Annotated in this window: 11 protein-coding genes; 7 read left to right on the forward strand and 4 right to left on the reverse strand. The window is 51.3% G+C overall.

Annotated elements, in window-relative coordinates; genetic code table 11:
* Positions 1-230 precede the first annotated feature (230 nt).
* Both LX98_RS06410 and LX98_RS06415 read left to right on the forward strand, forming a co-directional pair.
* The gene (locus tag LX98_RS06410; RefSeq protein ID WP_496428112.1) at positions 231-500 is read left to right on the forward strand and encodes a hypothetical protein; all 270 of its coding nucleotides are present in this window, start codon (positions 231-233) and stop codon (positions 498-500) included.
* A gap of 165 nt (positions 501-665) precedes the next feature.
* Positions 666-854 (forward strand): hypothetical protein, encoded by a 189-nt coding sequence (locus LX98_RS06415; protein WP_312642316.1) that lies wholly within the window; start codon positions 666-668, stop codon positions 852-854.
* Between the two features lie 364 nt (positions 855-1218).
* Here the strand turns inward: LX98_RS06415 and LX98_RS06420 are convergent, their stop codons facing one another.
* Together LX98_RS06420 and LX98_RS06425 are read right to left on the reverse strand one after the other, a co-directional pair.
* Complete coding sequence (locus LX98_RS06420; protein WP_496428113.1) at positions 1219-2010, reverse strand: response regulator; 792 nt, start codon at positions 2008-2010, stop codon at positions 1219-1221.
* Positions 1973-2188: a hypothetical protein gene (locus tag LX98_RS06425; protein WP_496428114.1), complete on the reverse strand. Its 216-nt coding sequence runs from the start codon at positions 2186-2188 to the stop codon at positions 1973-1975. The genes LX98_RS06420 and LX98_RS06425 overlap by 38 nt, the downstream gene beginning before the upstream one ends.
* 160 nt (positions 2189-2348) lie before the next feature.
* On the opposite strand from LX98_RS06425, the gene LX98_RS06430 reads away from it, so the two are divergent.
* Positions 2349-2726, forward strand: a complete 378-nt coding sequence (locus tag LX98_RS06430; protein WP_496428115.1) for a response regulator — start codon at positions 2349-2351, stop codon at positions 2724-2726.
* A 677-nt stretch (positions 2727-3403) separates the two neighbouring features.
* Here LX98_RS06430 and LX98_RS06435 read toward each other — a convergent pair.
* Entirely contained in the window at positions 3404-3604 is a 201-nt protein-coding gene (locus LX98_RS06435; protein ID WP_496428116.1) for a hypothetical protein, read from the reverse strand.
* A gap of 161 nt (positions 3605-3765) precedes the next feature.
* Here LX98_RS06435 and LX98_RS06440 point away from each other — a divergent pair, with 161 nt between their 5' ends.
* Positions 3766-4326 (forward strand): Slp family lipoprotein, encoded by a 561-nt coding sequence (locus LX98_RS06440; RefSeq protein WP_496428117.1) that lies wholly within the window; start codon positions 3766-3768, stop codon positions 4324-4326.
* Between the two features lie 320 nt (positions 4327-4646).
* A complete protein-coding gene (locus LX98_RS06445) occupies positions 4647-5303 on the forward strand; it encodes a pyridoxamine 5'-phosphate oxidase family protein (RefSeq protein WP_496428118.1) in 657 nt (218 codons plus the stop codon).
* Positions 5304-5529: 226 nt separating this feature from the next.
* Here the strand turns inward: LX98_RS06445 and amt are convergent, their stop codons facing one another.
* Positions 5530-9483 (reverse strand): ammonium transporter, encoded by a 3954-nt coding sequence (amt, locus tag LX98_RS06450; protein ID WP_496428119.1) that lies wholly within the window; start codon positions 9481-9483, stop codon positions 5530-5532.
* 515 nt (positions 9484-9998) lie between these two features.
* Here amt and LX98_RS06455 point away from each other — a divergent pair.
* On the forward strand, positions 9999-10784 hold the full coding sequence (locus LX98_RS06455) for a plastocyanin/azurin family copper-binding protein (protein ID WP_496428120.1): 786 nt from the start codon (positions 9999-10001) through the stop codon (positions 10782-10784).
* A 542-nt stretch (positions 10785-11326) separates the two neighbouring features.
* Positions 11327-14863 (forward strand): SNF2-related protein, encoded by a 3537-nt coding sequence (locus tag LX98_RS06460; RefSeq protein WP_496428121.1) that lies wholly within the window; start codon positions 11327-11329, stop codon positions 14861-14863.
* The last annotated feature ends 9 nt before the right edge of the window (positions 14864-14872 follow it).

Below are 14872 nucleotides of genomic sequence, written 5' to 3' on the forward strand. Positions count from 1 at the left end.
CTCCCTATATTTGACTCCCTCCCAGTGGAGTGCTACCCTGAATCACGGCACAAGCGATGGTGGTTCTCCTGCCTTTCCTGCCTTTTCATTCCTAGGAGGATTGATCTCGACGATCATTTCGTGAGGGGAGTATGGCCTTCATTCCTCCTCGCTTTCCGTACCGTTTTAAAAGGACGGTGTGTGTTCTTTGTCATGATTCGCATGGTTCTTTAGACAGAAGGAGGCTTCTTATGAAGCTGACAATGAAGTGGGGTGGCAAGGTTAGAAATAGAAAAACATTCAAACCTGAGCCGAAAATCCGTTGGGATCTCCTTGGCCTCGCTGATCCTTCTAAAGAAAAAATTCCCATGCCGATTGATGAGGTTCGCCGACAAGTTCTGATGATGTCGAGTCCCGGGTTCGATCAGGATAGCGCGACTCGTCTTGATGTGGTGCCTCAAAAAGTTTCCCGTTCCTCGCCCTCAGGAAAGCCGCCCAAGGCACGCAGGGAGTCCACGTAACGCAGGTATGCTGCTTGGCCGGACGAGAGTCGGCACCTGGAGACCCGTGAGGACCGGTGCCTCACACTAGATAGTCCGGGGAAGAGGCATAGCCTAGGAAAGCTTTCCAGCTCATCAAATGATGGAGCCGGAGGCGTGATACCCTATTCGAAAGGAGGAAGATAAATGGGACGACCGACAAAAGTGACCCAGGCCAAACGAAACCGTGAGATGGTCAAAAGAATGAAGCAACAGGATAAGGAAGCCCGACGTGAGCAACGCAAGTCGGAAAGCGAAGAACCTCCTCGAGTGCTTGATGGAGAAGATCCCGATTTAGTTGGGATACGCCCAGGCCCGCAACCACCGCAATACTAGTGAGTGCTGCAATTTCTCACTAATCGTTTGGTACAAATACCGGTTTTCTTCTTGGAGTATTTTCCCAATCCAAGCCTGTTCTGACAAAAATGGCAGTATTACTTGAAATAGTTGCCTCCCTTTACGTTCCTGCCACCTCTGATCCTCTCTGTATGGCATAAAAAGCGGCATATCAGAACACCAGTCTTTTTTAAACCCATATTGTAGTTGCCGTCACATTCCTAAAAGGAAAGGGAAGAAGAGCCGGAATCCTTCCAGGCTGTCTTTATTGGATGGCCCCATTGTCCGTAGCTTCTGTTCCCGTCAATCTGAGGACAGCTTCAACTACCAGAAATTTATGTAGAGTGTTGGACCACTTTATGCTCTAATGCATATTGTACTCGAGCCAACTCTTGCTTGAGAGCAGATATTTTGTGCCTGGCCCTGCCAAATGATCATGGCGATCGTGTTGCTCCAATGCCAAAGCCAACTCGGCCAATTTTTGCACTCCCACGTTTCGGCAGATTCCCTTGAGCCCATGGGCCGCTAGCGTTAAATCTTCCCAATTTTCTGTCGTGACAGCCTCTTGAACCTGCGAGACGCATTCCAATGCTTCGCGAATGAAATTTTTCAAGATTTTGCATACAAATTCGTTCCCCTCCAGCGTACGCCATTCGGCCAATCGCTCAGCATCTAACAATTGAGTTGCGCCAGACACGGTTGTGAGAGGATCGGAATTCGTGAGGGGCTTTTGAAGGAGTACGCCGTCGTCAATATGATTGAGTGGAAGGGCCATTCGTTCCTCTCGTGGTAACCAGCGACGGAGCATGTCCCGGAGTTTATCCGGTTTAATGGGTTTGGGTAAGTAATCATCCATGCCCGCGGCAAGACATTTTTCTCGTTCCCCGGACATGGCGTTGGCCGTCACCGCAATTATCGGGGTATGGCGTTGTTCTTTTTCCCAGGCTCGAATCGCTTTGGTGGCCGCATATCCATCCATACCCGGCATCTGACAATCCATCAGGATGAGGGCAAAGGCCCTTTTCTGAATGGTTTCAATCGCTGCCTTACCATCGGGTACCTGAACGCGTATATCGATGTGGTTCGGGCTTGTCGAACGCGCCGAGGTGGCGGCAGCCTCAGACGGCTTTACGCTGGAAGGCGCAACCGTGGCCATCGAGGGTTTTGGGAATGCCGGGAAGCATGCCGCCCTCTGTCCCCGGAACGAGTCCTGAAAGTGATGACATTCCTGTCCAATGAATAACAATAGCCATCTCTGGTGGCACTCGTGACAACGGATGAGCGGGTGGGTCGAGCTGGTGGTAACTGACCGGATTGTCTCCGGTATTCCACATGATGTGGCGTGATTCTCATCAGCATCTGATTCTTGACGTAGCTGATATGATTAACATAGAAGCAAAGATCATGATCCCCAAGATTTGGCAGGGTTTCATGTGATACACAAAAACAACCATTACCCCGTCAAGACATGAGAGAGCAGGGACGAGGGAAGTGATGAAACGTATTCTCCTGGTCGATGACCATCAGATGGCCCGTGAAGCCTTAAAGCAAGTCCTTGAGGCTCAAGGGTATAGCATTGAAGAAGCGGAAAACGGGGCGGTCGGGTTGGCCCTGATTCAGCAAGGGAGGTCCTTCGATCTTGTGATTTCCGACAATCAGATGCCCGTGATGACGGGGCTGGAATTCGTCCAACGACTGGCACAGCAATCCTATATCTCCACCCATCCCTTGATCCTATACTCTGGCCAGCTGACTACGGAGCTAGAACAACAGGTCCGTGCCTTAGGGGTCTATGCGGTTCTCCAAAAACCCTACAATTTACAAGATCTGCTCGTTATTGTTCGTCAGGCCATTTCAGATTCTGACGCTTGAAGCCAAGAACGCGTTCTTACGTCAGTAGTCCGGCTAGGACCGGTCCTTTCTCCCCATTGTTGTTCATATTGGCTATTTTCACTTGTCAGCATTAGGGTCGTTTCGCTCCACACGGATGACCAAAAATAGTAGAGGAAATCTTCAGCAATGTGAAGTGGAAAATATCGTGTCAACCGGCCGGCAGCACCTCCCGTTGGGGTAGAGAGTCAGCTTCATCGATCAAAGAATGAACAAAAAGTCGGATTCAGATGAAGTGAAAGCCCGGGGAACGTTGGAGTATTGAAGGACGATTATTCCGGACTTTAGGCGAGAATGAATGCGGTGGTAGTGGCCGCGGTTATCAAAAGAGTTCGAAGGCCCGCCCAAAGCCGGAACGTGTGACTGATTCGTCCCAGGTACCCGCCAAGCAGAAAAATGATCTCAAGGTCAGGACGAGCGCCGATTCCAAAGGAAAAAGAAATTGTGGCATTAGCAGTGGAGCTGCCCACAAGGGCAGTAGAATCCCCAGTGAAATGGCCAAGGGAGCGATTCCATTTACCAGGCCATGACGACCGGAAGGAGTCGGGCGGCTCGTCCAGGGGCCGAATGTCTCAATTCGCTCACCATGGCTTTTTCAAGCTCCCTGAGTTGCCTGCACTTTTTCGCAGCCTCGCTAATATAGGCGCTACTGATGCCGCTCATCCCCAGGGCGATGGCCACCCGAGGCAGGCACTGATGACCACAAACAATTTGACTTCGTCGCTCACATAGAATCCCCCTAACAAACCCAGCATCGTGAGTGCGCCGTCAAATCCATTGACGGCAAAGTACCGGCGTGCGATGAGATGGGAACGTGTGAGTGTGAGAAGTCGGGGAGGCTTTGCAGTCAGGGACGCCATGGGTAAGCGGGTTCAGAATCGGCCGGTCCATTCTCCACATCAACTTCGTCGATACTGTGGATCGATTCAAGAGGGCTTTTGATCAGGTTCATCTGGAATGATGGGTGGCCGGTCAGGTCCCACACTCAAATTGGTCAATCGGCTTATGATAGAATATGCTGATGAAACTAAAAAATATCATATGTTGTTTGGTGCTCGCTCTAGGGAGTGCGGGGGGATGCGCCTCCTCGCCTGTGAAGATACCGGAAATTCTTCAGAATCAAATTGATCCCACGCTCACATTTTCGGATGTGATTCAACATCCTGGGAGCTATCTGGGAAAGATGCTCGTGCTTGGAGGGGAAGTTCTGTCGGCCAAGCGTCTTGCGGAAGGTACCCGGCTTGAGGTGTTGCAATTACCCTTGGATGAATACCAACGACCCGTGGCAACTCGCACCGACTCACAAGGCCGGTTTATTGCCATGGAGAAAGCCTTTCTTGACCCGGCCATGTTCCCGGCGAATACTCAGGTCACTCTCGTGGGGGAGGTGACAGGGACGGTTTCCGCCAAGCTTGATGAAATGGACTATCAGTTTCCCGCAGTGGTGATCAGGCACTTATATGTGTGGAAAGATTCGGCATTGATTCAGGAAAGCAAATCTGGTCCCTGGTACAGCATCTTTGGTGGTGGCAGCACCGGAGGCCGGGTCGGTGGCGGGGTAGGGGTGGGCATCGGTTTTTAGTGTCGATTTGCTCTCTCCGTCATACCTTTTGCTCCTCATCACGCATTCGGCTAGGCGTTTGGGGATAAATCCTCATAGTAGTACTCCGAGTTATTCAGGTTTTCTTTCTCACTTCTCCGCACAATCTTTAGCTTTCCCATACAAAAATTGAAGGTGTCTCACATCCTTCATATTCTGAGGTGTGACGGGGCATGTAGTTCTTTCCTTAGGCACGCCTGTGGCTCTAAGATAGCGAGTGAATCTCCCTCCGGAGGTTTGCAATAATTTTGGGCGGCAAGGCAGGACCTGGCTTGGCATTTGCCAATAAACAAAGGCGTGAGATGAACAACGAGCAGGAAGAATTGACACCGTATGTGAATTCTGAGGGGGAGGGTCGAGCTCAAGGCATGTTTGGAACAGCCAGACGGGCTAGGGCTTTTTATCGGAATCAGATGACGAAAGAATTAAACGACAACATGCAGTCGTTTATTGCCAGACAGGAGATGGTGTTTCTTTCGACCGCCAATGCCAACGGCGAATGTGATTGCTCGTATCGAGCAGGGACTGCCGGGTTCGTCAGAGTGCTCAATGCCAAAATGTTGGCCTATCCCGAATATCGCGGGAACGGGGTGATGGCGAGTGTCGGCAACATTCTTGAAAATCCCCGGATCGGCCTGCTGTTCATCGATTTTTTACAAAGTACGGTCGGTTTGCATGTGAATGGACAGGCACGTGTGATGACCAATGAAGAAGTGGTTGCCATACCAGAAATTCCACAGTCCCTGGTTAACGCTTCGCACATGAAAGGGGGCCAACATCCCGAATGTTGGGTAATGGTAGAAGTGGATGAAGCCTATATTCACTGTTCCAAGCATGTTCCTCTGATGAAAAAGGTTGAGAAGGAACTGCATTGGGGAACGGACGACGAATGGCATAAAGGCGGGGATTTTTTTCAGGTTCAATCCAACCAATCAAATCCCCTTTCATCTGAAGAATAGAAAAAGTCCGTTTGGATGGAGAGGGTATAAGGCTCACGTCAAGGATAGCCTATGGACGTGTTAAACCGTGAAAAGAAAGGCACGGACATCCGCTTGAAAAATAATCAGGCGAGACGGGTGTTGTTTGGTCATTGTAGATCTGGCTTGGGACCAATCCTTGTTCTTAAACCTCCGTTCAGATGGATAGCTCCTTTTGTCAGGACTCGGAGGACCTGCTTTTCTCATATTATGGAAGGGTCGCAGAGAACTTCTTTAATTCATCTTGCAGAGCGGCTTGCACCCGCTCGAATTCAGATTGCAACGATACGAAGATGGCTTGAGCTTTTTCAAGGTCGTGGGTCTGTCCTATTTGCTCAAGTTGGAAGGCTAATTCGGCGAGTGGTTTGGCGCCAATGGTTCGTGAGCAACCTTTGAACGCATGCGCCACCTTCCTGAGGGCATCACCCTTGTTTTCCTGAATTGCCAGATTGATTCCATCCATGTGTGTAACCGAATCCTGACAATATTGCTCGATAACGGAAATGACAAATGCGGGATCCTCATCTCCTCCCAATCGGTGGAGGTCTGCGAGAATCGCCGAATCCAAGGGTGGCGAAAGGTCCGGTGCGGATGTTCCGGATCGGAGTGAGGTTTCTCGATTGTCTGGTTGAGGAGATCCCTCTTCATCCTCATGGTTTCTCGTTGAAGAAGGTTGAATGAGCCATTTTCCCAAGACACGTTTCAAATCTTCTAATTTCACCGGTTTGGATAAAAAATCATTCATGCCGGCTTCCAAACATTTTTCCCGATCACCAGCTATGGCGGTGGCCGTCATGGCAATGATAGGCAGGTGTGGGGAGGTACGTTCTCGTTTTCGAATTTCCCTGGTAGCCTCAAATCCGTCCATCTCCGGCATTTGACAGTCCATGAGCACACCGGCATAGGCGGTTCGTGTGATGGCTTCAACCCCTTCACGTCCATTTGCTGCAACATCCACCTGATATCCGAGTGTGCTCAGCATGCGAACGCCGACTTGTTGGTTGACGAGGTTATCATCGACCAGGAGGAGTCGTTGCCCTGAGCCGTTGCGCATGTTCTTCGCGGGCAATTGAATCGTGGGGGGCGAATGGGCCACGTCAGCCCTTCTCATGACATTTAATAGACATTGATGCAATTGCTTGTAGCGAACCGGTTTGTTGACAAAGGCCGCAAAGTGCCTTTGAGTGAGGCTGTGGGAATTATCGACCCGGTTAACCAAAGGATTGAGCAAAATCAAACGCATGGACGTCAACTGCGGATCAGCTTTTATCGCTTTTGCCAGTTCGAGACCATCCATACCAGGCATGTTCATATCGATGAGAGCAAGGTGACAGGGTTCTCCATTCAAGGCGCATTCCCGGATTAAGGCCAGGGCCTTCTCGCCATTTTCCGCTTGAATACTTTGCATGCCCCAATAGCTTGTATATTGTTGAAGTAGCATTCGATTGGTGTCGTTATCATCGATGAGAACAATACGCACACCCTCTAGGTCGCGAGGCAGAACCTTATCGAGTTTCCGGTGAGACTTTTGGCTGCCTAATCGGATGGTGAACCAGAAGCAGCTCCCTTGACCTAATTCGCTGTGGACTCCGATCCTTCCTCCCATGAGTTCAGCCAGCATTTTGCTTATGGAGAGGCCTAATCCTGTTCCTCCGAATTTTCGAGTTGTGGAGCTGTCTTCCTGGCTGAAGGCCTGGAACAGTCGATTCTGGCCTTCAGGGGATATCCCAATACCCGTGTCGGTAATCATGAATCGTAAGCGGCCGGTTCCAGAGGTGTCTTCTTCGGGTACAACCTGAACCACAATTTCACCCTGAGCGGTGAACTTAATCGCATTGCCAATAAGGTTCATCAAGATCTGGCGAAGGCGTACGGGATCACCTTGGACGGTGGTGGGAATTTCCGGATTGATCAAGCTGATCAATTCTATCTGCTTTTCCTGCGCCTTAAGGCCTAACAGATCAACCACGGCATCCACCGTCTCTCGAAAGTCAAAGTCTATCGTCTCAAGAGTCAGCTTGCCCGCTTCAATTTTTGAGAAATCGAGAATGTCATTGATAATCGTGAGGAGCGCATCACCCGAATCCTTGATCGTGAGCAGACAGGCTTGCTGGTCCTCGCTGAGATGTGTGCCGAGCAAAATATCCGATATGCCGATGATGCCGTTCAACGGTGTTCGGATTTCATGACTCATCATGGCCAGGAAATCGGCTTTCGTTTTCGTCGCGGCCTCGGCTTCAGCTTTGGCATGAATCAAGATGGCTTCTCCTCGTTTGCGTTCCACCACACGGCCAAGTTGTGCTCCAACATACCCCATGACCTCCAATAATTTGGCGTCCGGCTCCATCGTTTCCGGCGAAAAAAACTCCAACACGCCTACCACCTGTTTCCCGATGACAATTGGAAATCCAAATCCAGCCCTCACGCCAATATCTTTTGCTACTTGAGCTCTGGGGAAATTGGGATCTTGTGTCACATCCCGAATCCACCCTGGTTTTCCACTGGCCAACACCCGACCGGGAAGACCCACGCCGGTTTCAAAAACGGTTTGTTCGGTAATGGAACGAAAGGTCTCAAAGCAGTCCGGATGTTCCAAATGCCAGATGGCAGTGGGAATGAGAGTGTGGCTGGTCTCTTCAGATAGAAGGTATAAGTGTCCGACAGGCCATCCGGTATTCTGACAAATCAACTCCAGAGTGAGTTGCATCGCGTCCTCAATTGTCGAGGATTCGTTTGTGGCCTTTGCGATCTCCTGAAAGAGGGTATCAAGTCTGGCCCCATAGGCCAGGGCGGCATCCATTTCCTGGCGTCGTCCTTGCTCCGTATTGATCGTGTCTAATACCCGGTTATATTCTTCCGCGATCTGGCCAACCTCCGTATGAGGCTCTGAGAGGACATGACGGGTAAAGTCATGACTGTTTCGTTGCTCTTCCATTTGGACAAGGAGATCCAGAATAGCCGTGCCGGCGCCATGTTCTGCCATGTTGAGCCCGATGCGTTCTTCCTCGGTCGTGACACGCAGGGGAACCCATTGATTGATCAGCCAGAGGATGGCGAAGCCTATACCAAATGCCCAAAAGAAACAGACGGTGCTGCCGAGGATTTGTATGCCCGCTTGTTCCCAGACGGTGAGCCCTGTGCCCCAGGAGTCCGGAGTACTCAAGAAAGGAAAAACAACGGTGCCCCACACCCCTACGCAGGCATGAACGGGTACGACGCCAATTGCGTCGTCAATGTGCAAACGTTCAAGAATGATGGTCGCGCCGACACAGATAATTCCGGCCCCGATGCCGATGAGAATCGTGCCTTCAGGCGACATGATATTGGCGGAAGCGGAAATGCTGACCAGACCAGCCAGAACACCGTTAAGGGCATGACTGACATCCGGCCGTTTCAGGTGATACCAGCTTAATCCAAGAGCCGCTAGCGCACCGCTGGCTCCGGCAAGGGTTGTATTCACCAGAATCTGTGAGGCTTTTTGGGTAAACTCGAGACTACTCCCCCCATTAAAACCGTACCATCCGAACCACAGCAGCAAGACTCCAAGTGTGGCTAATGGCAGATTCTGTCCGTGGATAGGCACAACCTTGTCGGAAAAGCGACCATGGCGGGCTCCGATAACCACAACGGCTGCCAACGCCACCCAACCTCCCGTGGAATGGACGACGGTTGAACCCGCGAAGTCGATAAATCCCAGTTGGTTCAACCAACCGGTATTCTGCCCTGTGGCTAATCCTCCCCACATCCAATGGCCAACAATGGGATAAATGAGTAGAGAAACAATGAGGCTGGTGACCAAATACCCCGTAAATCGCATCCGCTCGGCAACGGCACCTGAGACAAGGGTTGTGGCGGTCCCACAAAATACCATCTGAAAGAAAAAAAACGCCCACAACCATCCTTGCTCGTGGGCATCAAAAAGAAATCCCTCCGTGCCGATGAGGCCGGCTGTCGTTGGTCCGTGCATCAAGGCAAATCCTGCGACCCAAAAGGCGAGAGAAGAGGTACAAAAGTCAACCAGGTTTTTGATCGCGACGTTGATGCTATTTTTGGCTCGAACACGACCTGTTTCCAGGCAGGTAAATCCCCCTTGCATGAGCATGACGAGGGCCGCACAGATCAGCAGCCATAAAACATCAATGTTTGAAGCATTGCCAGACATACGATTGGCTAACCCATCATGGGAACAATCCGGTGGCGATGGTGAGAAAAGATGTGCTGGGGGGACGGTATGGTTTCAAATAAACCGTGCAGGATATCCCCTCTCAAGTTACTGAGCGAAGGAATGCGTACATGTGAGATATCCCATTAAAAGATGCTCCCCGGTGTGCTGAAGGAGTTTTACTGATAAAAAAGGCATGCCTGTGCGTTGCGAAAAATTTCCTTTCATTTTTTTCGGCATGTAATTGGTTGAAATGAAGGAGTTTCCCCAGAATCCCGGTTCAATTGCGTAAAAATTATGCATTTACTCGCTGCGGGTGAGACTCCTATACTTTGGCGTGCGAGAAAAATCTTGAGGAGTCAGGAGAGTCGATCGGTCAGAGCATTCCTCCAAAATGTGTCGGGCGAAGGGAAGATGACGGCAATGACCCCCAAGGATTGGTGATGGGATAGAGGGTTTGGAGTGGTTCAAAAGACGACATCAGCCAGAGCATATTCAACCCGGGCGGAAGTGCCATGATGAACAAATTCGGGATGTATGGCTTGCTAGGGGTGGTGCTGAATGGACTGTGGCTGTTGGGCTTTCCGCCGTCTGCATTTCCCACGGTCGGCTGGGAAACGGGGGATATGGTGCTGGATTTCGGGCTGAATCTGGAATCCGGAGACCGTACGGTCTTGATAGATAAAGTTGAAGTCGGAGAACCCTTTTTTGTTGAACTGACCTGGAAACTTAACCCCCAAAATTGTCGTTTGCATGTACAAATCTCTGTGGGGGATGGCACGCCTTCCACCACCCTCGTCGTGGATGACGGCCTATTCAACGGCGTTGTTTCCCATGCAACCTTTCAACAGGTAGATGAAGTGGTGGTCACCGCTCAGGAAGGCCATCGGTGTGAAATTCTCCCGTCCCACGATGAGTTTTTGGTTATAGCCAGGGCTCCCCGGGCTCCTGTCCCTTCCGAGAATGGTTGGGCCAACGCTCCGATTGGCGCAGTGGTGGTGCTGTTCCGGGCCCCGACATTTTATTTGCCTCACGACGTGACGATTATGCCGGGTTACAAGGTCATGTGGATTTATGCCGATGGCGCGCAAGAACCCCACAGTGTCACAAGTGGTGATTGTCGGATAAACGATTGCTCTGGTGGTGGAAAGCAGTTCAACAGTGGATTAAACCTTAATAAACCCGGACAGCGGTTCGAGCATGTGTTTAAGCATCCCGGTACATTTCCCTACCATTGCGACCTTCATTTGGGATCGATGCAGGGCACCGTAATTGTTAAAGACCCTCTCCCGATCCCTTAATCAACCCTCCTGCCTACATGCCTGCACGAGAAAAAGCCGGCCCTTGATCCGGTACGGTGGAAAATTTTATTTCTACGGGCTGATGATGTCACAGATGAATCCCGGCACGGCTGTGTAAGATTACTTCAGACGTCAGCGTTGATTTTCCAGCATTTTGCGCTGAGCGATGGCCTTTTTTCATCGTATTGAGGTTCCGGGCTAACAGAGGCGTGGATCTTCAAAATGAGAGCGTCATGGACTTCCCATCAAGCGTTTTGAGCCGGTCTGGCGATAGTTGGTATTTGCTCTGTTCAGACGGCATACATCAGAAGATGAGTGGTGTATAATTGAAGCTTTGCCGATCGGCATCTGGAATGGAAAAACCCGTAAAGTTGTTCAACCCGGGAAATCCGTTCGATAGGTATGAACACCCATATGTCTCATCAGAACCGCTACCAATTGCATCGAGTGATGCGTTGTCCATCACGACCGGGAATGCCGTGGTGCCGGAGGTCGTGCCTGTTTGTTGATCGCTCAGGGTCCTGTGCGATGATAGGGGAACGATGCCCGTAGAACCCTTTGGTGTTTTGGAACACCTGAAAGTCCTCTCTCCGAACCATGTCTACTTCCTGGCTTCCAAGGCCTTTGTTCTTCGCGGATATGAGTATTATGCCCAAGGAAGGCTCGAGTCGTATAGCTGGGACCGGACGCAGTCTATCTTGTCGGCTACGGTGCGGGGGGCGACCCAATATCTGGTTCGGTTCATCGTGCACAACGGGCAGCTGACCTTTTCCTGCACCTGTCCGGTGTGGACGCCGGAGTCGCATTGTAAGCATGTCATTTGTGCTCTCCTGACTACCGTCAATCTCCTGCTTCCCGATACCTTCCGGATGCCCTCATCCAATTCCACTCAACGGGCCCTACTCTTGCGGCAACTGATGGAACGCGCCGGGAGCCCTTTGGCCTCAAAACCATCCACTCCGGCCCCTCCTCCACGGTTTGAGATTACTCTCTGCAACCACCATGGCGTGTCATCCATTCGCATTACCAACCATGGGAACATTTGCCAATCCTTTGCCGGGATGCCAACCGAGTTAGCCGTGCTGCTTCGGGCCACGCAGGATCCCGCATGGTCCGTTCAGGAAGGGTTACGAGATTTCCTGAAGCACCACGGCCAGCACCATGCCTTGTTTTACGAGAATGCGGACGGACGATTTCCTTTGGAATGGGCACCGGATGCGCTGTATACCACCAAGACCGAACTGGACATTCTCGGTTCGCATGTTTCAATTGCCGCCTGTTGTTTACGCTACGGAGAGGTGCAACCAAACTCGTACGCCTGTCTGGGGTTTGCGGCTGATTTGAATGCCAAAAAGCTCGGGCCCCTCGAACATGAAGGTGGATGGGCCGTATACGATCTGCTATATGAGAACAGTCAGCGGGAACAGGTTATTGAACCCGCGGACCCGCTGAGCCGACCGTTGGCCCTGCCCGCGACATCCCAACATCGCGAAGGCTGGCTTTCATCGGAACGACCCACTGGAATGGCAAGACCCACGTTTTCCATTCCGGTCGAACAATTTATCACCTTACAACTGGATATTCCCCTTCATGAACAAGACCGAATCCTGCGGTCGGTGTTGCTCAAGTGTGCCGGGCAGGAGGTGTCACTCTCTGATCACCACCATTCCGGAAAGGCACCGACCTACCACTATCGCCTCACGTTCATCCCTGAGGCCATTCCGTTGGATGTCTCGGTGTTGGATTTGAGGACAGGAATCCTCCGCGCGGAATGTTGGCTCGGGGAAAGTCAGGGGCGCCCCAGTGTGCCTATTTTCAGGATATTTCCATTTCTTGAGCGAGCCAAAACCGTCTCGAGCGGATTGAAGGCGAAGAAACGCCGTGCACTCCTCTATGACACCTTTTTCCAATTGATCGGTCATCAGAAGCCAACGGATGTCAGAAAACTGGTAAAGGCCTGCATTGCCCAGGATGAATTTCGTCCATTCAAACTGAAGGCGGAGGCCGAACAGATCCTTCAGCGGTTTTCCTCGCCCGCACTAGAGCCCAGTGTGCGGCTGGTGGTTCACGATGGGCACTGGTGTATGGTGATGAACGATTGGGCGAAAGAAGCCTTGCTCTATGCCATTCCATATACGCTGTGGGGACCTTCGCTTTTTGAGGGAATGGTGGAGCATGATGAAATGAGTCTGCCGCTCACCAACCTCTATCCCCTGCTTCCCGAGCTTCATGCAAAATTACAGGAAGTCGGCATCGGGCTGTTCTATCAAGACCAGCCCATTTCCACCTCGCAGTGGGATTGCTCGATCGATGCGCGACGGGCATCAAGCATTGATTGGTTTGAACTTCGACCGGAACTGTTGTGTGACGGGGTGCGGATCGAAGCGAAAGATATCGAAAAAATTCTTGAACGTGGTGGAATGATGGAGGCGGACGGCATCATCCGGATTGTGGACCAGAATACCCAGGCCATTTTGCGCGCGTTTGCCTTTCTCTCCAATAAGCCCAGTATGGAACACCGGGAACAAAAGGCTGTCGTTCGTGTCCCGAAACTGCAAATCCTGGATTGGGTGGCCTTGAGAAAAAGGGGGGTGACCGTCATTCTCCCTCCGGCGGATGAAGCCTTGATCAACCGGTTGTTGCATTTTGAGCAGATTGAGGCTATTCCCCTTCCTCAAGTCGTGGATGCGACGGTTCGCCCGTATCAACAAGAGGGGTATCGATGGCTGGGGTTTCTCTATCAACATCGCCTGGGTGCGTGCCTGGCGGATGACATGGGATTGGGGAAGACGCTGCAAGCCATTTGTTTGTTCGCCGGGATTAAAGAAGGCCTCATCACCGCACCGGAACCGATTCAAGGTCCACACCTCGTCGTGCTTCCTCCCAGCCTCTTATTTAATTGGGAGCATGAAATTTCCAGATTTTATCCCTCACTGACTATACAGTCGTATACCGGGAAGGAACGCACGTCTTCATTTGCGGGAGCCGATGTGGTCCTCACGACCTACGGCCTCATCCGACGGGACATTGCGATCCTCGAACAGATCCCATTCAATGTCATTCTGTTCGATGAAGCCCAGGCGGTCAAAAACATTGTAGCCAGAACCACCGGTGCCGCAAGACGTCTCAAAGGATATTTTAAATGCGTGATGACCGGAACACCTTTGGAAAATCATGTGGGAGAATATTACGCCCTGATGGATTTGTGCGTGCCGGGTCTTCTGGGAGACTATGAAGAGATCAGGGGGAAAATGAAAGCGCCTTCCCCGGCGTTGTTAGAGACCATCATGCAGCGGAGCAGGCCGTTTGTGTTGCGCCGGACCAAAAATCAAATCCTCAAAGAACTGCCACCAAAAATTGAGACCGATCTGTATCTGGAATTAACAGATCGCCAAAAGAGTTTATATCAACAGACGGTCACCAAAATTCGTTCGACCATTGCTGCCGCTTATCGAAGTCAAACGCCCGCGCAGGCCCGGATCATCGCGCTGACGGCGATTCTCAAGCTCCGACAGATCTGCTTGTCACCGCAATTGCTCAGTCCCGCGCATACCGAACTTTCCCCGAAGCTTGAATGTCTCCTTGATCGGCTCAAGGAGCTTCTTGATGAAGGGCATAGCGCGCTCGTCTTCTCCCAATTCACGTCGTTTCTGGATATCGTCGAACAGGCCTTCGATGCGCATGAGATTCCTCATGTCCGATTGGATGGCTCCACACCGACCCCCACACGGAAAAAACTGGTTCAGAAATTCCAGGAGGGAGCGAACCCGTCTATCTTTTTATTGAGTCTTAAAGCCGGCGGGCAAGGGCTGAATCTCACCAAAGCGTCCTATGTATTTCACCTCGACCCCTGGTGGAATCCCGCTGTGGAAAACCAAGCGTCTGACCGCGCGCATCGCATCGGGCAAACGCAGAACGTGTCTATCATGCGGTTACTCATGCGACATACTATAGAAGAGAAAATGATGGAATTGAAGCAGAAGAAATTGGATCTCTATCACGCGGTCCTGGAAGGGGCCACCCCTCAGGGCGGCGCAGCGTCTCTCTCTCAAAAGGATTTTGATTTTCTTTTGGAATGAACGGTCTTT

Source organism: Nitrospira marina, assembly GCF_059568365.1.

Coding starts and splice junctions, on each gene's coding strand:
- LX98_RS06410 (WP_496428112.1), top strand. CDS start 231: ATGAAGCTGACAATGAAGTGGGGTGGCAAGGTTAGAAATAGAAAAACA.
- LX98_RS06415 (WP_312642316.1), top strand. CDS start 666: ATGGGACGACCGACAAAAGTGACCCAGGCCAAACGAAACCGTGAGATG.
- LX98_RS06420 (WP_496428113.1), bottom strand. CDS start 2,010: ATGGCCACGGTTGCGCCTTCCAGCGTAAAGCCGTCTGAGGCTGCCGCC.
- LX98_RS06425 (WP_496428114.1), bottom strand. CDS start 2,188: ATGTGGAATACCGGAGACAATCCGGTCAGTTACCACCAGCTCGACCCA.
- LX98_RS06430 (WP_496428115.1), top strand. CDS start 2,349: ATGAAACGTATTCTCCTGGTCGATGACCATCAGATGGCCCGTGAAGCC.
- LX98_RS06435 (WP_496428116.1), bottom strand. CDS start 3,604: ATGGCGTCCCTGACTGCAAAGCCTCCCCGACTTCTCACACTCACACGT.
- LX98_RS06440 (WP_496428117.1), top strand. CDS start 3,766: ATGAAACTAAAAAATATCATATGTTGTTTGGTGCTCGCTCTAGGGAGT.
- LX98_RS06445 (WP_496428118.1), top strand. CDS start 4,647: ATGAACAACGAGCAGGAAGAATTGACACCGTATGTGAATTCTGAGGGG.
- amt (WP_496428119.1), bottom strand. CDS start 9,483: ATGTCTGGCAATGCTTCAAACATTGATGTTTTATGGCTGCTGATCTGT.
- LX98_RS06455 (WP_496428120.1), top strand. CDS start 9,999: ATGATGAACAAATTCGGGATGTATGGCTTGCTAGGGGTGGTGCTGAAT.
- LX98_RS06460 (WP_496428121.1), top strand. CDS start 11,327: ATGCCCGTAGAACCCTTTGGTGTTTTGGAACACCTGAAAGTCCTCTCT.